This is a genomic window from Bacillus sp. PK6-16, assembly GCF_056530295.1.
The window spans coordinates 2,912,186-2,938,194 of the sequence record NZ_CP096511.1; the positions used below are offsets into that span (position 1 = coordinate 2,912,186).

Annotated in this window: 3 protein-coding genes; all 3 read right to left on the reverse strand. The window is 38.3% G+C overall.

Annotation, left to right across the window (positions count from 1 at the left end; all coding sequences use genetic code 11):
- Positions 1-98: 98 nt before the first annotated feature.
- The 3 genes from M1D66_RS14970 to M1D66_RS14980 are packed head-to-tail and all read right to left on the reverse strand — an operon-like array spanning position 99 to position 26,004.
- The gene (locus tag M1D66_RS14970) at positions 99-14,981 is read right to left on the reverse strand and encodes a non-ribosomal peptide synthetase (RefSeq protein ID WP_242554567.1); all 14,883 of its coding nucleotides are present in this window, start codon (positions 14,979-14,981) and stop codon (positions 99-101) included.
- The gene (locus tag M1D66_RS14975; RefSeq protein WP_479831904.1) at positions 14,978-21,445 is read right to left on the reverse strand and encodes an amino acid adenylation domain-containing protein; all 6,468 of its coding nucleotides are present in this window, start codon (positions 21,443-21,445) and stop codon (positions 14,978-14,980) included. Before M1D66_RS14975 ends, M1D66_RS14970 begins: the two co-directional genes overlap by 4 nt.
- Before the next feature lie 2 nt (positions 21,446-21,447).
- Complete coding sequence (locus M1D66_RS14980; protein WP_242554568.1) at positions 21,448-26,004, reverse strand: non-ribosomal peptide synthetase; 4,557 nt, start codon at positions 26,002-26,004, stop codon at positions 21,448-21,450.
- Between the last annotated feature and the right edge of the window lie 5 nt (positions 26,005-26,009).

Below are 26,009 nucleotides of genomic sequence, written 5' to 3' on the forward strand. Positions count from 1 at the left end.
TAAAAAGTAATACTCTTGATATATTCATTATTGCCTACACTTGATATGCAGGTATTGGTCTCCCCTTTTCGTTCATAGCGTTGCATCTTTTGCACTCTTTACTTTTCAGTTAATGAAAGGGATGTTTCTTTTATCTCTTCAAATTCATTTAATAGGTACTTAGCTATCTTTTCAACTGCGGGGAAGTCTACTATTTCCTCATGTGATCCAGGGACAGAATACTTATTTACTCTTCCTTTTAATAAAGGTCCCCAATCTGTAAACAACTCTTTTCCTTCCTCAGCACTAAAATAGAGAACTTCTCCAGAGTATGGTATTAAATCATGATCTGCCATTATGTTCAGGCATTTCCTATGAGCATTGATAACTTGCTTCAAATTCATAAGATCTGCATCAGGCGGGAGTACTCCTTCCATAAGTAATCGCTCTACAAGCATATCTTGTTCATGGAAGAGGCCTTCCCCCCGCTCAGTAAAATCTCTAGAAATGAAATGCTCATATATATATGAGAGCATATCCTCCGTTGTTTTATAGTCCTGCTCTGAAGGTACTTTAGTATCCATTAGTATCAACAACTCAACTTCCTCACCTTGATTCTTTAGTACAGTTGCGATTTCATAAGCAATCGCACCGCCTAAAGACCATCCTCCAAGACGATATGGACCTTCTGGCTGAACACGTTTGATTTCTTCAATGTAAAGTTGAATTACTTCCGGCAAGGTCAATTCATCAATTTCTCCCTTTTCTATAAGAGGATTCTGTAAACCATAAAATGAACAATGGTTCTTAAGTAATCTTGCTAGTTGAATGTAACAGAATACATTCCCCATAAACGGATGAACACAGAAGAAAGGTCTTTTCTCTGATTCTTGTAGTGGAACCAGCGCTGATACAGATTTTGTCATATCATGCTTATCACGAATAAGGCATGCGATTCCTTCCAATGTTGGATTCTTAATCAATGTAGACACCTTAATCTCTTTTCCAAACTTCTCCTTAATTTTTGAAATCAATTTAATTACAAGGAGAGAATGTCCCCCTCTATTAAAGAAATCATCATTTACATAGACATCTTCTATCTGTAACACATCCTGCCAGATTTTAATCAACTGATATTCAATTTCATCCCTTGGAATGATTGGTGTAGACAAATTATTTTCTCTTTGAATTGTTAAACTGTTCAATGCCTTTCGATCAACTTTTCCATTCGGTGTAAGAGGAATCTTGTCTACCTTTATAAAGTGTGCGGGAACCATATAATTCGGTACTTGTGTCTTGAGATATTCACGCCAGTCATGCATACTTCCATCTCCAACTACATAAGCAACCAATCTCTGCTCTCCTAGCTTATCCTCTGTCACCAAAACTACTGCTTCTTTTACCAATGAATGCCTCTCTATACTCGCTTCAATCTCTTCAAGTTCAATACGAAAGCCCCTAATTTTCACTTGATTATCAATTCTTCTCAAGTAATCTAAATTACCATCAGGTAAATAACGAACCAAATCTCCCGTACGATATAAATGCTCTTCTTCATTAAATGGATGACGGATGAATCGCTCTGTTGTTAATTCTGGACGATTCAAGTATCCTCGCGCTATACCTGCACCACCAATATATAGCTCACCTGTTACACCAACTGGAACAGGTAACAAATTTTTATCTAATACATAAGTTTGAACGTTCGGCAACGGACGTCCAATTGTAACTCTCTTACTATCTGTTTCGATATGATAACACGTTGCATCAACCGTACATTCTGTAGGACCGTATACGTTATAAAAATCAATTTTTTCAGTCTCTACTAGCTGTTTCCATAATGACGGCATGATTGCTTCACCACCGACCAATATCTTGCTTGGCACATGAACATCAGCACTTGTTTCTAGTAATCCTCCATCTATAAGTAATTGAAGTAATGAAGGTGTCATATCAAACATTTCCAATTTATTCTCCCTAATATAAGACACAAATCGTTCCGGATTAGTGCGAACTTCACTTGGGATAATATATAAACTTGAACCATACAGCAGCATTTGTAATTGCTGAATAGATACATCAAAGGCAATTGACGCATTCAAACCGACGCGCATATTACTAGGTATCTCATGTGAGAAAACTTCTTTTTGTAAACCATAGGATAGGTTTATTACAGAATGGTGCTGTACTAAAGCCCCCTTTGGATTCCCTGTCGAACCAGAAGTATAGATAACATACGCTAAGTTTTCCCCTGTTACCTCACATATTGGTGAAAGTTTGCTTTCTTGAGAAAGCATTGCTTGGTCCCTATCTAGGCAAACTGTCTTGATGTCTTTAGGTATCCATCCTAGTAATACCTCATTTGTAACTAACACTCTAATTCCCGTGTCTTCTAAAATATATTGCAGGCGGCTTTCCGGATTCGATGGATCTAATGGAACATAGGCTGCTCCAGCCTTCCAAATTCCCATGAGACCAACAACCATCTCAACTGAACGCTCAAAGCAAAGGCCAACTAATGACTCTGTCCCAATTCCACATTTCTGTAAATGATGGGCTAATTGATTAGCTCTTTCATTCAGCTCTCGATATGTTAGTTGCTGTTTTTCATCTACCACTGCCAACGCGTCAGGCGTACGATTTACTTGCTCTTCGAATAGTTGATGGATTGCATTCTCACGTGGATAGGATATAGTATTATTATTCCATTCTTCCAATAGCTTTCTTTGTTCAGCTTCCGTAATATATACTAGCTCCGATAGATTTTGATCAATGTTTTTGAGCATTTGCATTAACACTTGGTGTAAATGACCCAGCATTCGTTCAATGGTTACTCTATTAAACTTACTACGGTCATACATTAACTTTAACGATAACTGGATTCCTGGAACTACAGCTAACCCTAATGGGTAGTGGGTTTGTTCTACCCCTTCCAATTCACCAATTTCCAGATTTTCTGAAGACTCCTCTTTCACTGGATAATTTTCAAACACATATAAACTATTGAACAGCGGTATTCCTCTAGGAACTTCACTCCACCCCTGAATCTCTGTCAAAGAAGCATACTCATATTGTCTTCTTTCTATCTCTTCCTCTTGTATCTTCTGCAACCAATCTATTAATTTTATATCATCCATCAATTGAATTCGCGTCGGTGACGTTGTAATGAAAGGACCTACGATGTTTTCAACATCAATAATCTCCGTAGAACGCCCTGAGCTTGTTACACCAAAAACAATGTCATTTTCTCCACTATATCGGCTCATGAGATATGCCCATGCACCTTGAATTACTGTACTCAAAGTAAGTTTATTGCGTTTCGTCCATCCTTGTAACGCTTGAGTCTGCTCTTCTGATAAATACGTAACCTTCTCTGTGTAACCTTTTTCTTCCTCTTTACTTTCTAAGCCCAGCAAAGTTGGCGCAGTAAAACCTTTTAGCTTCTCTCTCCAGAATTGTTCCGCCTGCTCCTTATCTTGCTCTCTTAGCCATTGGATATATTTCTTATATGGTGAGGACTTAGGTAACTTCACAGCTTCTCCATTCATTCTCTTCTGATAGACTGTAAGTAATTCATTAAATACTAATGGTAAACTCCATCCATCCAGTAAAATATGGTGATGGGTCCAAACAATCCGATATTCTTCCTCACCTTCTTGAATGACTGTTACCCGCATCAATGGTGCTTCATCAAATTGGAAGGCTTGTTTTCGATCTAATGCCAAAAAGACTTTTCTTTTTTCCTCTATCTCTTCACTTGTCATTGTACGCCAGTCTTCTTTGTTCACTTTAAATGGGATATTTTCATACACCACTTGTACAGGTTCTTCAATTTCGTCCCATACAAATGCTGTACGAAAAATTTCATGCCGCTGAATTACAGATTTCCACGCCTGCTCAAATGTAGAAATATTCATTTTTCCTCGAATCATAAAACTCAATTGCACTATATACGGTGCAACATGTTCATCCCCTTGGTCATGCAATGTGTGGAAAATCATACCTTCTTGCAAAGGTGATAGTGGATATAAATCAGTAATCTGATTGTTCTTTCCGCGATGCATTTTGTTTAGTACATTTGTCAAACCTTCTTGGCTAAGATTAGCCATTGCAAAATCCGAAATGGTCAGTGCAGATTCTCTATCTGAAAATTGAATCAATGTACTCAGTTGATATAGCATATTCTGTGCAATACTTTGAATCGTTGATTTGGCAAATTGTCCAACATTGTATACCCAAGTGAACTGAAGTTTTCCATCCGTTACAACCCCAATTACATCAATTACATGCGATCGCTTGGAACCGGCAGCATGATCTAAACGCTTAAATTCGTTCTCCGGAATAAACATTGCATCGCTAGAAAACATTTGGTCAAATTGTCCAAGATAGTTAAAACTAATAGACGGTGTATATTGGGAGCTTAATGGCTCACACATTGTTGTGTTCATGTAACGCAACACCCCATAATCAACCCCCTTATTAGGAATTTTGCGAACTTGTTCTTTAACTGCTTTTAATGCTGCAATTGGCGTATTAGCATTAGTAATATTTAAATGAACTGGGTAAATACTTGTAAACCATCCCACGGTTCTCGATAAATCAACATCTTCAATAATCTCTTCTCGACCATGTCCCTCTAAATCTACGCTTAGTATCGGCTGCCCCGTACATGCTGCTGTAGCTTGTACTAATGCTGCTAATAATACTTCATTGATTTGGACACGGTGAGTGCTTAAAGTCTCTTGCAATAACATACGGGTCTCATTCTCGTTTAACACCACAGTAATTTCCTCAGTTACTGCGCTTACTGGATTACTTATAGTACCATCTACTGGCAGTATAACTACGTCTCGTTCAACCTGCTGCTCCCAGTAATGTAGCACTTCTTTTGATATTCCAGTTTGAGCGTAATGTTGTAATTTCTCCGACCATTCTTTAAAAGATGTACTCTTCATAGGTAATTGAATTTTTTGCCCTTGGACCGCTTGCGTATATGCTGTTTGCAAATCTTCCAATAAAATCCGCCAAGAAACACCATCCACGGCTAAGTGATGAATTGTCCAAAATAATCGACCAGTCTCCTCACCTTCATCAAAATACACCATTCTCATTAAAGGACCATCATGTAAATTCAATCTTTCTTGCGCAACATTAATCTCTTTTTGAATAACTTCATGCCAATCCGCTTCCGGCACTTCGTCTAATGAAATGACAGTCAGCATCAATTGTTCTTCAATTCCTTCATTCCACTGTTCCCAAGTCCCATTAGGTAAACGTTCATATCTTAAACGCAGGGCATCATGATGAAGTAGAAGGTTACGCGCTGCCTTTTCCAGTGATCCTATGTCCAATTTTTCTTTCGTTCTAAAGAACATGGATTGATTCCAATGATGTGGATTAGGATGATTTTGCGCAAAAAACCTTTGCTGAATAGGTGTAAGTATCGTCTCTCCAGTTATAATTCCTTGTTCAGCTTGTACACCTTGTTCTTCTTTGACTACTTGCGCTAACTCAGCAATCGTTTGGTGTTCAAATAGTTGTTTTGGTGTCAACTGTAAACCAGCTTGCTTTGCGCGAGAGACAATCTGAATGCTAAGAATTGAATCTCCACCAATTTCAAAAAAGTTATCATAAATACCAATACGTTTTGAACCTAGCACACGTTCCCAAATGATAGAAAGCTTATGTTCACGTTCATTTCTTGGGGCTGCGTAGCCTTCTTGTATTCCTTGATAATCTGGTATAGGTAACGATTTCCGATCAACCTTTCCATTTATAGTTAGCGGTAATTCTTTCATTTCGACAAAGTAGGAAGGTATCATATGGATTGGCAGTTTTGTTTTAAGATACTCTCGCCATTCTTCTACACTACCTTCGCCCACTACATAAGCTACTAACCTCTTATCTCCCGACTGATTTTCCCTAACTATTACAACTACCTCTTTTACCAAGTCATGCTCTTGTAAAGTCGACTCAATCTCTCCAAGTTCAATTCGAAATCCTCTAATCTTCACTTGATTATCCATTCTTCCTAAGTAGTCTATATTACCATCAGGAAGATATCTCACAAGATCACCTGTTCTATATAACCTCTCGCCTTCTTTGAATGGATGAGAAATAAATCGTTCGGATGTTAACTCTGGACGATTCAAGTACCCCCTTGCTAGACCTGCTCCTCCGATATAAAGTTCCCCCATCACACCAACTGGAACTGGCAACCTATTTCTATCTAATACATAAGTTTGGATGTTAGGCAATGGACGCCCAATTGTTACTCTCCTACTATCTTTTTTGATATGATAGCATGTTGCATCAACCGTACATTCTGTAGGACCATATACATTATAAAACTGGATTTTATCAGTCTCTACTAGCTGTTCCCATAATGACGGCATAATTGCTTCACCACCAACCAGTACCTTACTTGGAACATGAACGCCATCGCACGTTTCTAACAATCCGACATCTATAAGTAATTGAAGCAATGAAGGTGTTATATCAAAGATTTCTAACTTGTTCTCCCTAATATAAGCTACAAACTGCTCCGGATCACTTCGTACTTCGCTTGGAATAATATACAAACTTGAACCATAAATCAACATTTGTAATTGCTGAATAGATGCATCAAAGGCAATTGAAGCATTTAAACCGACATGCATGTTAGATGGTATCTCATGTTCGAAAACCTCTTTTTGTAAACCATGCGACAAGTTTATTACAGAATGATGCTGTATCAAGACACCCTTTGGGTTCCCCGTCGATCCCGAAGTATAGATAACATACGCTAGGTTTTCTCCTGTTACTTCACATTTTGGTGAAAGAATGCTTTCTTTTGAAATCATTGCCTGATCCCTATCTAGACAAACTGCCTTGACTTCTTTGGGTATCCAACCTTCTAATGACTCATTCGTAACTAATACTTGAATTTCAGTGTCCTCCAAAATATATCGTATGCGACTTTCTGGATATGATGGGTCCAATGGAACGTATGCTGCTCCAGCCTTCCAGATCCCCATAATACTAACAATCATCTCAACTGAACGCTCAAAGCAAATTCCAACTAATGATTCATTCCTAATCCCACATTGCTGAAGATAGTGGGCCAATTGATTAGCTTTTTCATTAAGCTCTCGATATGTTAACTGCTGTTTTTCAGCTACCACTGCTACCGCATCAGGTGTACGATTTACTTGCTCTTCAAACAGCTGATGAATCGTACTTTCCCGTAGATATGCTACAGCATTATTATTCCAATCTTTCAACTGTTTTTGCTGTAATCCTGATAATATAGGCAACTTAGCCAATGATTTATCAGGATTCTCCACGATTACATTCAACCAGTTTCCAAAATGTTCAGCCATGGATTCAATAGTTAAGCTGTCAAATAAATCAGTTCTATAAACAAAAGTAAGTAATAAACCCTCTTCCACTTCTGCAGCTGTTAAACTTAAATCAAACTTAGCGATTGGAGCATTACTTTCCATTACTTCTATATTTCTTCCATGTAGTTCTGGTAGCTTCTGTCCCGCATTTTGCAAAGTAAACATGGTTTGGAAAATCGGAGAATGGCTTGTATTTCGTTCAGGTTGGATAACCTCTACAATTTTCTCAAACGGAACATCTTGATACTCATACGCCTTCAATGCTTTTATCCGCACTTGAGACAACAACTCTTGAAATGCCGGTGCATTACTTAAATCAGCTCGATAAACCAAGGTGTTGACAAAGAAACCAATCAGCCCCTCAATTTCTCGATAATTTCGATTTGCAATTGGGCTACCAACAATAATATCCGTTTGTCCCGTATAACGAGCAAGGAAACTTTGATACGATGCCAATAAGGTCATGAAAAGTGTGGCCCCTTCTTGACGACTTAGTTCGTTTAATTTATCCAGTAATGGGCGCGATAACAAAACATTATGAGTTAATCCATGGTGGGTTTGCACTGGCGGACGCGGACGATCCATTGGCAACATTAAGACTGGTAACTCACCAGATAATTCTTCCTTCCAATATGCAAGCTGTTGATTTAGTACTTCATCTTTCAACCATTCTCTTTGCCACTGAGCAAAATCTGCATATTGAACTGGTAGTGGTTCCAGCTCTGCTTGTTTTTCACCAATCGCATTCTCATAAAATGCCATCCATTCTTGAAGTAAGATTTCCATCGACCATCCATCTGAGATAATATGATGCATATTACACAGAAGAACCCATTCTTCTTCTGAAATTCTTATGAGTTTCCCACGGAACAATGGCCCTTGTTCTAAATCAAATGGAGATTCGACTTCAGTTTGAATCCATTGCTCCAACTTTCTTTCTCTCTCCTCTAATGAAAGCTTAGTTAGGTCCATTTGGAGAAGCGGACGGAAAACGTACGGTTGAATCTGCTGCACAGGATAGCCATCCTCTTCATAAAATACAGTCCGCAAAGATTCGTGACGCTCTATCAACTGATTCCATCCCAACTCCAATGCTTCAGGTAACCAATTCCCTGTAAGGCGGCATGCCATTGGCATATTATAAAGTGCACTATTAGGTGCAAATTGATCAATAAACCATAAGCGCTGTTGGGCATAAGATAGTGGAATATTATTTCCGCGTTCCATCGGCACCAATGGTGGAATTTCTCGTTTTTCGCTCCCCTTACGTAACTGATCTATTCGTTTTGATAATGCCTCGACCGTTGAATATTCGAACAGTTCACGTACTGGCAATTTGATTTGAAAGACTTCCTGTAAACGTGAGACCACTTGTGTAGCAAGTAGAGAGTGACCACCAAGCTCAAAGAAAGAATCCTGAACACCAATTTCTTTTATTCCTAGCACTTGACTCCACACTGAAGCGATAAGTTCTTCCAGCGGAGTTCGTGGGTATACAGTATTTTCGGCGGATTGTTCACTAAGTATAGGCAATGCCTTCAAATCAAGTTTTCCATTCGGTGTAAGTGGTAAAACTTCCATCTCAATAAAGTTTGTTGGAACCATGTAATTTGGTAAATGTGTTTGTAGATGTTCTCGCCATTCATGTACACTTCCTTCACCAACTACATAAGCTACTAATCTCTTGTCACCTTGATTATCCTCTCGTACCAATACCACTGCTTCTTTCACAGAAGAATGTGCCTGCAAAACAGCTTCTATTTCTCCCAATTCAATCCGGAAACCACGAATTTTCACTTGGTCATCTATACGGCCATGGAACTGGAGATTACCATCAGAAAGATAACTTGCTTTGTCTCCTGTATAATAGAGACGTTCTCCTGACTTGAAAGGATGTGGAATAAATTTTTCCTTTGTAAGATCCGGACGATTAGCATATCCACGTGCAAGATTCTTCCCTCCAATATAGAGATCTCCAATTACACCAATTGGTACTAGCTGAAGATGAGAATCTAACACATAAACTTCTGTATTCGCAATCGGTCGACCAATCGATGGCGTACCTGTTGTCACTCCTACAGGTACATAACAATCTGTGGTAACAACGGTATTTTCCGATGGCCCATACTGATTAATTACCGCAAAAGGAATATCGTTAGATGGATACTGCGTTAATTGATCCCCACCAGTAATGATAAAACGAAGATCCGTTTTATCTGGCCAAGATAATTTCAAGAGCCTTTCCAGAATAGGCGTAGGTGCAAAGCTAGCTGTTATTCGTGAATCAATGAGCCAGTCCCTTAGTGCTTCTGGATTAATTCTCAGTTCCTCTGTTGACAAGTAGAGTGCTGCGCCAGCAGTTAGATACGGCCAAATCTCCTGGACAGCCGAATCAAAAGCAACCCCTGCAATCTGAGTCGCACGATCCTCTGCTGAAATATGATAAACTTCCTGATGCCAAGAAACCATATTCATTAATGAGCGATATTCAACCATGACACCCTTCGGTTTTCCTGTAGAACCAGAGGTATAGACAATATAGGCTAAGTTCTCTGGATTTATTAGACGTGTAGGTGCGATTACGCTTTCCACCGTTAATTCTTCTAACCTTACCATTTCGACGTGTGCGAAATGTCCTTCTTGTCCTTCCGCCGTCACTACAAATTGAATTCCTGCATCTTCAATCATGTATTCTAACCTTGATTTTGGATACAACGGATCTAAAACGACATAAGCTCCACCAGCTTTTAAAATGCCTAGTAAACTTGCCATCAGCTCAGCTGACCTCGGAAGATAAACTCCTACCACTGACTCTGGGGCTACTCCCTTTCGTTGTAAAACATTTGCCAACTGATTTGCTTGTGTATCCAGTTCACCATAAGTCCACTGTTTTGTTTGGTCAACTACCGCAATCGCATCAGGACGCCTTGCTACTTGCTCCTCAAATCTGTCGCAAACAAGACCCTGATGAGACATTTCCATTACAGTGTCATTCCATGTTTCTAATAACAAAGTACGCTCGGGTTCTGATAGCATACTCAGGTCATGCAACGGATTTTGTGGACGATGAGAAACTTCATGTAGCCATTTCTCAAAGTGTCCTGCCATCCGTTCAATAGTAGTAGCATTGAATAAATCCTTATTATACTCAAAAGTAAAAAGTAACCCCTCTTCCGTCTCAGCTGCCATTACACTTAAATCAAACTTTGCAATTGGACTATGGCTTTCTATCATTTCAATACTTCTACTAGATAACACCGGAAACTCTTGTTTCATATTTTGCAAAATGAACATAGTCTGGAAGATTGGCGAATGACTTGTACTTCGCTCCGGTTGCACAACTTCTACAATTTTTTCAAATGGAATATCTTGATATTCATACGCCTTCAATGCCTTTTGACGAACCTGATACAGTACATCTTGAAATGTCGGTCTACCACTCAAATTAGCTCGATAAACCAGCGTGTTAACGAAGAAACCAATTAGTCCTTCAATTTCTCTATAATTCCGATTCGCAATTGGGCTTCCGACCAGAATATCTTCTTGTCCCGTATAACGAGATAGAAAACTTTGATATGCAGCTAAAAGCGTCATGAAGAGTGTAGCCCCTTCTTTTCGACTAAGTTCATTCAATTTATCATGTAGCGTGCTTGGCAGAACCAGAGTGTATATCGACCCGTGATGAGTTTGTATTGCGGGACGCGGGCGATCCACAGGAAGTTGGAGTACAGGAAGCTCCCCAGACAATTCTTCCCTCCAATATTGGAGTTGTTGATCAAGCACCTCCTCCTTTAGCCATCCTTTTTGCCACTGAGCAAAGTCGGCATATTGAACCGGTAATGGTTCAAGTTCCGCTACCTTTCCATCCGTTGCTTTCTCATAAAATGCCATCCATTCTTCAAGTAGGATTCCCATTGACCATCCATCTGAAATGATATGATGTAGAGTACAAAGGAGTATCCATTCTTCCTCTCCCACGTGCAAAATACTTGTCCTGATTAATGGACCCTCTGTTAAATCAAATGGCACTTCTGTTTCTTGTTGAATTAAACGTTTAACTTCTTCTTCTTGATCTTCAGAAGAAAGCATAGTTAAATCCGTTTTCGGAATTGATTGAAAAGCATACGGTTCAATTTGCTGTACGGGTTGACCGTTCACTTCTTGAAAGACCGTCCGCAGTGATTCATGACGTTCTATTAGTTGATTCCATCCCGTTTCCAATGCTTCAAGTAACCAATTCCCTGTAAGACGGCATACCATTGGCATATTGTAAAGGGCACTATTAGGTGTAAATTGATCAATAAACCATAAACGTTGTTGGGCATAAGATAGTGGAATAGCTTCTCCTCGTTTCATTGGTATTAGTGGCGGAATCTCTCGTTTTTTATCTCCTTTGCGTAACTGATCTAATCGCTTTGCCAGTGACTCCACTGTTGTATATTCAAATAGTTCACGTACTGGTAAGTCGATTTGAAAAATTCCCTGTAAACGTGACACTACTTGAGTAGCTAGTAGTGAATGACCACCGATTTCAAAAAAGGAATCCTGAACACTAATATTTTTTATTCCTAACACTTGGCTCCAAACGGAAACGATGAGCTCCTCCACTGGTGTTCGTGATGAAGTAATATCTTCACTTATGAACTGTTCTTCTAATTCCAATAATGCTTTCCGATTCACTTTACCATTTGGAGTGAGTGGCATACCTTCAATTTGGAAAAAGTATGCCGGAACCATATAATGTGGTAATTGCTTCTTGAGATATTCACGCCACTCTCCAGTATCCCCTTCACCCACTACATAAGCTACTAACTGCTTATCTCCTGGTCGATCTTCCTTCACCAACACGACTGCCTCTTTTACAGATGAGTGATCATGTAAAGCTGCTTCAATTTCTCCCAATTCAATTCGGAATCCTCTAATTTTAACTTGGTTATCTATTCTTCCAATATATTCTAAGTTACGATCATTCATATATCTCACCAAGTCACCCGTTCGATATAATCGTTCCCCGTCCTTAAAAGGATGCGGAATAAAACGTTCAGTAGTTAAATCCGGTCGATTGAAGTAGCCACGTGCTAATCCTACTCCTCCAAGGTAAAGTTCCCCTGCCACACCAATCGGGACCACTTGTTGATATTGATCTAACACATACAACTCTGTATTATCAATCGGACGACCAATCGGAATAAGCATTGGTTCTTTTTCTAAATCACAATCATAATAAGTCACATCCACAGTTGCTTCAGTAGGACCATACAAGTTAATTAACTTTGTTTGCTGAGCATTGTAAAAGATCCCCTTAAACCGGCGAACCTGCTCAGTGTTTAACGCTTCTCCACTAGTAAAAACTTGAATTAAAGACGAGACATCCCTTTTCGAATTATATAGTTCCATATAATCTAAGAAAGTAGATAACATCGACGGAACAAAGTGCATGGTGGATACACGGTATCGTTCAATATACTCCTCAATCACCGCAGGATCTTTCTCTCCTCCTGGTGGAAGTAAACAAACACGTGCTCCTACAAATGACCACCAAAATAATTCCCAGACAGAAACATCGAACGAAAACGGTGTCTTTTGTAGGATTGTATCCTCCTCGGACAATGGATATTTTTTCTGCATCCACTGTAGGCGATTGATAACGGAATGATGTTCAATCATTACCCCCTTTGGATTTCCCGTCGAACCCGAAGTGTATATGATATAGGCTAAGTTATTTGCTGTTACTCCACTTACCGGAGCTAAATTACTCTCTTTAGAAATCATCACTTGATCCCGGTCTAAACAAATTGCTTGAATATCTTTAGGTAACCAGTCCTGTAGTGTTTCTTTTGTTAACAGCACTTGAATTTGTGAATTCTCCAAAATATATCTCAGGCGGTTTTCGGGATAACTTGGGTCCAGTGGGACATAAGCCCCACCTGCCTTCAAAATCCCAAAGAGACCGATAATCATATCAGGAGAACGTTCAATACATATACCGACCAATGATTCAGGTCCGATACCTCGTTTTTGTAGAAAATGTGCCAATTGATTCGATTTTTCATTAAGTTCTTGATACGTTAGCTTTCCACCCTCATAAACTACCGCCACTGCATCAGGTGTCCGTGCAACTTGCTGCTCAAATAGCTCATGAATCATACAATCATGACCATAAACTACGTCCGTATCATTCCATTCTTCTAGGAGTTGTTTTTGCTCATTATCTGATAACATTGACAGCTTTGCATATGATTCATCTGGATGATACGTGATTTCATTTAGCCAGTTCTCAAAATGTCCTGCCATACGTGCAATGGTACTACTATCAAATAAATCCGTGTTGTATTCAAATGAGACGAATAGACCTTCTTCCACTTCATAGGCAGTTAAGCTCAAATCAAATTTAGCAATAGACATATTACTTTCTACCATTTCAATACTTCTATCAGGCAAATCTAGTCGTTCTTGTTTTATATTCTGTAGCGTAAACATGGTCTGAAATATAGGGGAATGACTCATGCTTCGTTCAGGTTGCACAGCTTCTACTATTTTTTCAAATGGTATATCTTGATATTCGTAAGCTTTTAACGCCTTTTTCTTTGTTTGGTTCAAAATCTCTCGAAAAGTAGGGGTGCCACTCAAATCTGATCGGTAAACCAACGTATTAACAAAGAAACCAATTAATCCTTCTACTCCCTTATGGTTTCGATTTGCAATCGGACTACCAACTAGAATATCTTTTTGTCCCGTATAACGAGCAAGAAAGCTCTGGTATGCGGCCATTAAAGTCATAAATAAAGTAGATCCTTCTTGTCGACTTATATCCTTTAATTGACTGAGCAATTTATAAGGAAAAATTACATGATGCGTAGCCCCAGAGTAAGTCTGTTTAACCGGTCGAGGTCGATCCACTGGCAGTTGTAAGATAGGAAGTTCACCAGACAATTCTTCCTGCCAATACGTAAGCTGACGATTTAGCACATCACCTTGCAACCACTCCTTTTGCCACTTCGCAAAGTCTGCATATTGAATGGATAGTGAACTTAATTTAGCAGGATTTCCGCCCGTTTCTTCTTCATAGAAAGCAAGTAATTCATTCATGAATATACCAATGGACCAAGCATCAGAAATAATATGATGCATCGTACACAGTAATAACCATTCATCCTTCTCTAATTGAACAAGCTGATTACGAATTAAAGGACCATTCATTAAATCAAATGGTTCTTGCGCTTCTCTCGCAATTAAACTATCTACCTCTTTTTCTTTTACTTCTAGAGGAAGTTGAGAGTAATATCTTACAGGTAATGCTCTAGGAAGGAATTCGACAATTTGTTGCACAGGTTGTTCTCCTACTTCTTTAAAAACAGTTCGTAATGATTCATGGCGTTCAATGAGTCGATTGAATCCCTTTTCTAATGCTTCAGGTATCCAATTTCCTTTTAGATGCCATACCGTTGGAATATTATATAAAGAACTGTTTGGATTAAATCTGTCCATAAACCACAAGCGTTGTTGTGCATAAGACAACGGGAGTGCTTCTTTATTCTCCTTTTTTTGCATTTGCTTCTGAAGCCATGCTCTCTTCTCAGGAGAAAGTGAACTCAGCTTTGCAAGTAAATCACTTCTCATTTTTTTACCCCTTCCTCAATCAAATTACTCTCGAATATCCCTTGTGCTTCTTCCTCTGATAGCTCCTCTAATTGCTTAAGTAGTTCCAATAATTCTTCATCATTACTCACTTCTGCTTCTTTTTGAACATAGTCTTGAAGACTTACATTCTCCTTACTATCATTCTGCATTTCTTGATTTTTGTTATCGAGCAATTGATCAATCTGTTCTGCCAATTGCTGCACCGTATGAAACATAAATAAATCATGCAATGGTATCTCGATTCCAAAAGCCTCTTTAAGATTGGAAACAGCTTGCGTAGCGAGTAGTGAATGGCCACCAATTTCAAAAAATGAATCTTGAATTCCGATGTTTTCCATACCTAAAACTTCATGCCATATCGAAACGATTGTTTTTTCCGTAGACGTACGAGGAGCAATATAACCACTTGCTATCTCCTGTCTCTCTGGTGCTGGTAAGGCCTTCCTATCAATTTTCCCATTAGGAGTGAGTGGAAATGCATTTAATCCAACAAAATAGGCTGGAATCATATAATTTGGTAGTTGATCCTTGAGATAATCACGCCACTTTTGAGCATCCCCGTCTCCTACAACATAGGCGATCAAACGCGGATCGCCAGGATAATCTTCCTGCACCATCACAATAACTTCGTTAACCAGTGTATGCCTTTGTAATGTCGCTTCAATTTCTCCTAGTTCAATCCGGAACCCACGAATTTTCACTTGATGATCGATTCGTCCAACATACTCCAAATTTCCATCTGGTAAATACCTTACTAGATCTCCAGTCCGGTATACTCGCTCTCCTTCTTTAAACGGATGCGGTATAAAACGATCTTGCGTTAAGTCAGGGCGGTTTAAATATCCACGCGCTAACCCTGATCCACCAATGTATAGCTCACCAACTACACCAATTGGAACCATTTTTTGTTCGGCACTCAGTACATATACTTCTGTATTGAATATTGGTTTACCAATTGGTGGTACCCTATGCATGTCACACTTTTCTAATTCCATATACGTGGAATACGTAGTATCTTCGGACGGTCCATATAGGTTGTACACCTTTTCGATCGTACTTCTCTCGTATAAATCTTGAACAAGCGAATATGGCAATGGTTCTCCAGCCAAATTCATCACCTTTACCGAAGAAGGGATTGTTTTTGCTCGAACCAGTTCCTTCGCTGCCGATGGTACAGTATTAACCAAAGTTACACCTTTGGTAGACAACTTCTCTAGATGTAGAGCATTTTCAGTGACAATCACCTTACCACCCATCGTTAAGGGAACAAATACTTCAAAAACGGATAAATCAAAAGATAGCGAAGTTGAAGCTAACACTCCCGCTAATTCCTTTCGGGAATACGTATGATGCGCCCAATGAATCATTGTTACTGTATTCCTGTGCTCAATCATTACTCCCTTTGGATTTCCAGTGGAACCTGAAGTATAGATAATATAGGCTAAGTTATCGCCCGTCACTTCACTCGTACATACCGTAGTTACTTCTTGTTCTATTTCTGCTCGATTACTATCAATACAAATCACGTTGACGAGTTTAGGTATAACCATTTTTTGTTGTAACTTTTCCTGTGTCACCAGTACCTTTATTTGAGCATCTTCTAAAATGTACTGTAGTCGACTTTCCGGATACACTGGATCAATTGGGACATATGCTCCTCCCGCCTTCATAATTCCTAAGAGACCGACAATCATCTCAGATGAACGTGTGACGCAAATCCCAACTAATGATTCGCATGTTACACCATTTTTTTGTAAATAATGTGCCAACTGATTCGAGCGTTCGTCCAACTCTCGATATGTTAGTTCTTCATCTTCGCACACTACTGCAATTGCTTCTGGTGTTTTTTTCACCTGTTCTTCAAACATTGTATGAATCGTACTTTCTTCCATATCTATAACACGCGATTTATTCCATTCCTCTAGTAGTTGCTTATATTCTACTTTCGATAACATATTCAGTTCTGATAATACACCTTTTGGATGAGAGACAATTTGATTTAACCAATGCTCAAAATGACTTGCCATACGTTCAATGGTTGTATCATCAAACAAATCAGTATTGTATTCAAAGGTTAGTGATAATCCTTCTTCCGTCTCAGTAACAAATAAACTCAAATCAAATTTCGCTACAGAAGCATGGCTTTCCATGAGTTCCATTTGTCTTTCAGATAGCTGAGGAAATTCTTGCTTCGCATTCTGTAAAGTAAACATAGTTTGGAATATTGGTGAATGACTTGTATTCCGTTCCGGCTTTACGGATTCTACCACTTTCTCAAATGGGATGTCCTGATACTCGTATGCTTTTAGTGCTTTTTTTCTTACCTGCGACAAAAGTTCTTGGAACGACGGATTTTCACTGAAATCAGCTCGATAAACCAACGTATTTGCAAAGAAACCTATTAATCCCTCAATCTCTTTCACATTTCGATTAGCGATTGGGCTTCCAACCAAGATGTCATCCTGTCCTGTATAACGAGAAAGGAAGCTTTGATACGCTGCCATCAATGTCATAAATAAAGTGCATCCTTCTTGCAGACTTAAATCTTTGAGCTTTTCCTGTAGGGAATTCGCCACTATTAAGGACTGACTTGCACCACGATGGGTTTGAACTGCAGGTCGAGGACGATCCATCGGTAATTGTAAAACCGGTAGTTCCCCAGATAATTCTTCCTTCCAATATTGAAGGTGCTGATTCAAATTTCCTTCTTTTTGCCATTCCTTCTGCCACATGACAAAATCTGCATATTGGATAGATAATTCCTTCAATTCCGCCGGTTTTCCGCTTAATGCTCCTTCATAAAAAGCCATCCATTCTTCAAGTAAGATTCCCATTGACCATCCATCTGAAATAATATGATGCATCGTACAAATGAGAATCCATTCTTCCCTGTCCACTTTCAATATTCGTGTTCGAATCAGAGGATCTTGTCCAAAATGAAATGGTTCCTCAGCTTCGTTTTGAATGAGCCGTTTCATTTCTCTTTCCCTATCTTCCAAAGAGAGATCTGTTAGATTCGTTTGAGGAATATGTCTGAATACATGAGATTGAACTTGTTGAAAAGGTTCACCCTCTTGTTCTAGAATTATCGTCCTTAATGATTCATGACGCTCCAACAATTGATTCCATCCGGCCTCCAATGCTTCAATTGACCATTCACCTGTTAAGCGACACGCTACATGAATATTGTACATAGCACTATTTGGCATTAATTGATCAATAAACCATAGACGTTTCTGCGCATAGGAAAGTGGGATAATTTCTTCTCGTTTCATAGGTACAAGGGGAGCAACCTCTCGTTTTTTATCTTTTCGTAACTGATCCACCCGTTTCGCCAATGCTTCCACTGTATCGTGCTTGAAAAGTTCACGTAATGGAATTTTAATTTGGAACAGTTCTTGCAATCGAGAGACAGTTTGAGTAGCAAGTAGTGAGTGCCCACCACGTTCAAAGAAGGAATCTTGAATACCAATATTTTCTGTTCCTAACACTTGGCTCCAAACCGAGGCAATAAGCTCTTCCGATGGCGTCCGAGGTAGCACATTTAAATCTTCAATAGCTTGCTCATCAGGTGCTGGCAAGGCCTTTCGGTCAATTTTCCCATTCGGAGTAAGCGGGAAGTGTTCTAACTCTATAAAGTGCGCCGGAATCATATGATTCGGTAATTGGTTTTGTAAATACTCTCTCCACTCCTCGGTATTTCCATCGCTTATTACATATGCAACCAATCGTTGATCACCTGGACGGTCTTCTCTAACTAATACGACAGCCTCTTTAATAAACGAACATTTTTCTAAAGTGGCTTCAATTTCTCCTAATTCAATCCTAAAACCACGCATTTTGACTTGATGATCCATTCTACCTATAAATTCTATATTTCCATCAGTTAGATATCTTACTGAATCTCCTGTTCGATATAGTCGTTCCCCCAATCGAAATGGGTGCGAAATGAATTTTTCAGTAGTAAGATTCTGACGATTTAAGTATCCACGCGCTAAACCAGCACCACCAATATATAACTCACCCTCAGTTCCTATTGATTGCAAGCGTTGATTTTGGTCTAATACATATAATTGCGTGTTCTGTATTGGCTGCCCAATAGAAACAAATTCTTGATTAGGCTGAATATCAAATGCATTCACGTAAATAGTGGCTTCAGTTGGTCCATAAAAGTTGGTTAATTTCACTTGTCCACTATAATTCCATTTCTGTTGAAATCGTCTAACTAACCCTGAACTTAGTTCTTCTCCACCAGAAAATACATGGCGTACGGACGAACAATTCATGTTCATTTCAATATGATTGAAGTGATCTAAGAAAACAGATAACATCGAAGGTACAAATTGAACTATAGTAACCTGATGTTGTTTAATCACTTCAGCTATAATAGAAGGATCTTTTTCTCCACCTGGAGGTAGGAAAGATACACTTGCACCAACGTGAATGCCCCAAAACAATTCCCAAACAGAGACATCAAATGAGAATGGCGTTTTCTGCAAGACCACATCCTTTTCAGAGAGCGGATATTTATGTTGCATCCATTCTAGATAATTAATTACTGAATGATGCTCAATCATTACTCCCTTTGGATTCCCTGTAGATCCTGAAGTATACATAACATACGCTAAATTTTCTCCTGTTACACCACTTATACATGGGGTTGTTTCTTCTTTTTCAATTGCAGTATAATCTTTATTCATACAAATCGTTTCAATATTTTCAGATACAAACAAATTTTCAGAATTCTCTTCCGTCACTAGTACTTCGATTCCAGCATCCTCTAATATATATCGAAGTCGACTCTCTGGATAAGTAGGGTCAAGTGGAACATACGCTGCTCCTGATTTTAGAATACCTAATAACGCTATCATCATTTGTAATGAACGTTCCATATATACCCCAACTAGAGACTCTGGGCCTACACCATGCTTTTGTAAATAATGAGCTAGCTGATTTGCACGCTTCTCCAACTCTTTATAGGTAATTTGTTCATTTTCGTAACTAGCCGCGATTGCTTCCGGTGTTTTTTTAACTTGTTCCTCAAACATCGTATGAATCATGCCTTCAGCCGAATAATTAACTTGAGTATGATTCCATTCCTCTAGTAACTGTATCTGTTCTTCTTCTGTTAAATGAGTAATTTCAAATAGTTTTGAATCTAGGCTCTTCGTCATCTGAATTAATATTTGCAATAAGTGATTCTGAATCCGATTTATTGTTTCTTCATTAAAATAGCTTCGATCATACATCAACTTTAAAGTAATTTTCTTACCGGGCATTACAATGAGTGTTAAAGGATAATTTGTTTGTTCCGTGCTTGTAACATCTAGTAATCTTAAATCATCATTTCTCTCACCTTGAATTGGATAATTTTCAAACACATACAAGGTATGAAATAAGGAGCTATTTCGCGGAACCTCACTCCAGCCTTGAATATCTATCAACGAATTATACTCATACTGTCTTCGTTCCATTTCTTTCATTTGTATTTTACGAAGCCAATCTACTACTGATGTATTATCCGTTAATCGAATTCTGGTAGGTAATGTGTTAATAAATAGCCCCACCATATTCTCTGCTCCTATTAAATCAGTAGGACGTCCAGCGCTAGTTACGCCAAATACGACGTCACTGTCACCGCTATACCTACTCATCAAATAAGCCCATGCACCTTGTACTAACGTATTCAACGTTAATCGACTATTTCGTACCCACTCTTGTAAATTCTCAGTAAGTTCCTCAGATACTTGATAAGCAAACTCCCCATAACCCTTCTCTTGTCCTTGATCCTTTCTTTCCATTGCTAATGGAGTAGGTGCATAGAACCCTTTTAATTCTTCTTTCCAAAATTCCTCTGCTTGACTTTGATCTTGTTTATTTATCCATTGGATATATTTTTTATAAGGAAGAGATTTAGGAAGATTCAACAATTCTCCCTTTATCATCTTGAGATAAACTTCCATCACTTCACTAAAGACCAATGACACACTCCATCCATCTAGCAAAATATGATGATGTGTCCAAATAATTCTCGTTTCCCCTTCTGCTTCTTTAATCGCAGTGACTCTCATCAATGGTGCTTCATCCAATAAAAACCCTTTGCTACGATCTGCAGTCAAAAACTGGTGTAATTTCTTCTCCTTCTCCTCATGCGAATGGGTACTCCAATCCTCTTGATGAATAGTAAAAGGAAGACGTTCGTAAACTGCTTGTAGAGGTTTTTCTACTTCCTCCCAAACAAATACTGAGCGCAGAACCTCATGTCGTTGAATAACATATTCCCAAGCTTTTTCAAAAGTAGCAACATCCAATTGCCCCCCGAGCAAGAAACCTACTTGTACAATATAGGAAAAAGAATATTCATCATCTTGATCGTATAAAGTATGAAACAGTATTCCTTTTTGCAAAGGTGATAAACCATATATATCAATAATGTCTCCCATTTTTACACCCTCTTCTTTGTTAATTTAAGTAATACTTTGCTCAAGCTTTCTTCCGTAAGATCCTCTGCATCAGCAAAATCTGATACCGTAAAAGCAGACTCTGTTGTTGGTTTATTTATAAGTTGACGAAGATGCCTCAACATACCATCTGCTATCACTTGAATTTTTAATTTAGAAAACTGTTCCCTACTATACAGCCAAATAAAATGTAACTTTTCATCCTTCAACATTCCGATAACATCAATTAGATGAGATGGTTTGGAATCTGGAGCATGATCTAAAAATGTAAATCCTGTCTCTTGCATAAACAAAGAGTCCCTTGAAAACATCTGATCAAATTGGCCCAAATAGTTAAAGCTTATTGAAGGCTTTTGCTGATAAAACGGAAGTAATCCTTTATTCAAGTAACGTAAAATACCATAGTCTACTCCGCGATTTGGGATTCGACGCAATTGTTCTTTGACTGCCTTTAACCCTTCAATAGGTGTCTGAGTTCCTTGAAAATTGAGATGAACGGGATAAATACTCGTGAACCAGCCCACTGTCCTTGATAAATCAATACCTTCAATCATCTCTTCTCTTCCGTGTCCTTCTAGATGAATAGAAACGGTTTGCTGATTTGTACAATCGACGATAGCTTGTCCTAATGCCGTTAATAGTACCTCATCAATCCTTGTCTTATGAGTGACTAGAACTTCGTGTAACAATGCTTGTGTTTCTTCTATTCCTAAAGTCCTCGTCACTTGATCAATCGATTCTTCTGTCGTTTCTTGTATTGGATAGTCCATTGGAATTTTCATCGTTTCTTTTTCTACTTGTTCATTCCAATAATCCTTTACTTCTTTTGAAATACCCGAATCACTGTATGTCTGAAGTCGTTCAGACCATTCTTTAAAAGATGTACTTTTCGCAGGTAAGCGAATTTCTTGACCTTGTTTCATCTGGTTATATACCACCTGTAAATCTTCCAATAGAATCCTCCATGACACTCCATCTACTACTAAATGATGTATCACCCAGAATATTCGATCATTTTCAGTCAAGTTATCTTCAAAGTACACTACTTTCATTAACGGACCAGTAATTAAATTGAAACTAGCTTGATGAATATTCATCTCTTCTTGTATTATTTTATTCCACTCTTTTTCATTAACTTGATTCCGTTTTACAACATGGAGTACTGACAGCTCATCAGTCCCTTCATTTCTCTGCCTCCACGTTCCGTTTGGTAACTGTTCGTACCGGAAACGTAAAGCATCATGATGTTTCAGTAAATTTAATATCGCTCCCTCTAGTAATTTCACATCCAATCTTTCTTTTACTCTTAAAAGCATTGATTGATTCCAATGCTCTGTATGTGGATGTTCTTGCTCGAAGAACCAGCACTGAATTGGAGTAAGAGGCACATCACCTATCACAATTCCCTGCTCCGCTTGTACTCCCTGCGTTTCTATAGCCACTTGTGCCAGCTCAGCGATAGTTGGGCATTCAAACATTTGCTTTGGAGTAAGTTTTAACCCCACTTGACTTGCTTGAGATATAATTTGAATACTGAGAATTGAGTCGCCACCAATTTCAAAGAAATTATCATAGATTCCCACCTTTTTAACACCTAATACTCTCTTCCAAATGGTAGTTAGTATCTGTTCGTTACTATTCCGAGGGCCAACACATTCACTATTAATCTGCTTTTCCTCCGGCATAGGTAAGGCCTCACGATCAACTTTACCGTTAGCTGTAAGTGGAATAGCTTCCATCGCCACAAATCCCGAAGGAACCATATAACTTGGTAGTTTCACTTTAAGATACTCTCTCCACGCATCTACATTTCCATCTCCTACAACATATGCTACTAATCGTTTATCGCCCGGCTGATCTTCTCTTACAATTACAACTGCCTCTTTTACATATGCATATGTATTTAAAGTAGACTCAATTTCCCCAATCTCAATTCGGAAACCACGTATTTTAACCTGATGATCAATTCTTCCACGATAATCTAGATTCCCATCTGGCAAATACCTCGCTAAGTCTCCTGTCCGGTATAATCTTGCTTTCAGATCACTACTAAATGGATGAGATATAAAACGCTCTGCTGTTAATTCAGGTCTATTTAAATACCCACGTGCCAATCCTGCTCCACCAATATAAAGTTCACCATCAACACCTATAGGAATAGGTTGTTGATAAGCGTCTAGTATATACACTTCTAAATCGGGAATCCGCTTTCCAATATTACTTCTTGAAGCATGCTGCACATCATCTAAAGTAATTGGATAATATGTAACATGAACTGTAGTTTCTGTAATTCCATACATATTAATTAACTGTGGTTTTTTCTCCCCATACCTTTTAAACCACGGTAACAAGCTAATAGGTTCTAACGCTTCTCCGCCAAATATTACGTAACGCAGCTGCAAATTTTTATTCTTATCTTCCTGTTCACACACTCGTATTAATTGTCTAAATGCGGAAGGTGTCTGATTTAGAACTGTGACTTCTTCCTCCACCAATAATTGATAAAAATCCTTAGGTGACCGACTAATCCAGTACGGAACAACAACTAATTTTCCACCATATAATAATGCTCCCCAAATTTCCCATACTGAGAAATCAAATGCATACGAATGAAAAAGCGTCCAAGTATCTTTTTCATTAAACTGATACCAACAATCCGTTGATTTAAATAACCGAATGACATTGTGATGCTCTATCATAACGCCCTTTGGATTTCCCGTTGAACCCGAAGTATAGATTACATATGCCAGATTTTTGGGACCAACATTAGAAACCGGCAAAGTCTTACTTTCTTTCCCAATCTCATCTTGATCACAATCCAGGCAAATCGACTCAACATTTTCTGGTAACCATTTCAATTCTTTTAAACTTTCTTGCGTTACGAATAACTGAATGCTAGCATCTTCTAAAATATATTGAAGTCGCTGCTCTGGATATGTTGGATCCAGTGGAACATAAGCCCCACCAGCCTTCAAAACCCCTAAAATACCTACAATCATTTCGAGGGAACGTTCAAAGCATATTCCAACTAAAGTATCAGGTCCTACTCCCTTTTTCTGCAAATAATGAGCTAACTGGTTTGCACGTTCATTAAGCACCTTATAAGTAATTTTTTCTTTTTCATACGTAACTGCAATAGCATTTGGATAAATCATCGCTTGCCGTTCGAACATTTCATGAATAGTTACTTGAGGCGGGACATTCAGTTTAGGATTGTTGAACTCAACTAAACTTATTCTTTTATCTTCCTCAGAAATGATTTCTATTTCAGCCACCTTCTGCTTTGGGTTTTCAAAAGTATTTTCCAGTATCACTAACATAACGTTAAAGAATCGTTCTATCTCTTCCTTAGAAAATAGCTCCTCACGATAATCAATATGTACATGTATAGAGTCTATATCAATTAGATTTTCAATATGCACTGCAAAATCTTGTACCTCTTCACGGTTTGGAATCCATAGTGAGTCACCACTTTCATCACGATCCCTATAATCAATCGTAGTTCCGAAAAGTCTCACATTACTGTTATTCTCTTTATTAATCTGCTTTAATAACAAATCAAATGGATATTTCTGGTGTCTTAATGATTTACTTTGTTTTCTGGACACCCTACTAATAAATGAAAGTACTTCTTCTTCTGGATCAATATCCATTCTTAAAGGAACTGTACTCACCATCATTCCAATCAATTTTCGTTCCATTTTAGTCATACGGTTTCCGTAAGCCATTCCTAAACCAATATCAAGCGATGAGGTCCACCGATACATGGACAACGAGAAAGCAGCAACAAAAAGGGTGTATAAACTGAATTTGTAATCTTCAGAAAATTCTTCTATCTTTCTCTTCAAATGCTCCGTTAATATAAACGTCTCACGTGATGCTTTGGTACTAACTTGGTACGTATTATAAGGCTTCAATCCAGTCACAGATGGCAGTGTTTTAAATTCCTCTAGCCAAAATTTTTGATCTTTTTGAAAGCGACTACTATTCAAATATGTTTGTTCATTGGTCAGAAATTGAACATATGAATTTTTAATTTCGCCTTCCTCATTCTCGTTATGCATGTCATAATAATATTTTGCAATCTGCTCAGTAAATATTTGAATTGATAAACCATCCATAATAATATGATGAACATTTCCAAAGACTGCACATTCATTATCGTTTAATTTTATTAAAGCGAAATAGTATAAATTTGAATTAAATAATGTAAACGTTTCTTTTGTTTTCTGCTCAATCCATTCCTCAAGCAAATTTGTATTCTCCACATTACTGAAATCAAAAAACTCAAATTCTTGTTCTTCATGTTTAGTAAAATATTGTTTCGGTTCCTGATGCCCATTTTCTTTTAACCTAATGCACAGACCGTCATTTTCACTGATAACGCGATTCACAACTTGGTTTAAATTTGAATAGTTCATTTTTCGATGAAGTTTAAATAAAAATCTTAAATTACATATTCCTTTATCAGAATGAACAACTTCTGTATACCATATTCTTCGCTGTGGGTGGCTTAATGGATAACATTCCTCATTGGTCATAAAAA

Bases quoted from the DNA above. Each gene is read 5' to 3' on its own strand.
- M1D66_RS14970 (WP_242554567.1), bottom strand. From the start codon at position 14,981: ATGAGAAGTGATTTACTTGCAAAGCTGAGTTCACTTTCTCCTGAGAAG.
- M1D66_RS14975 (WP_479831904.1), bottom strand. From the start codon at position 21,445: ATGGGAGACATTATTGATATATATGGTTTATCACCTTTGCAAAAAGGA.
- M1D66_RS14980 (WP_242554568.1), bottom strand. From the start codon at position 26,004: ATGACCAATGAGGAATGTTATCCATTAAGCCACCCACAGCGAAGAATA.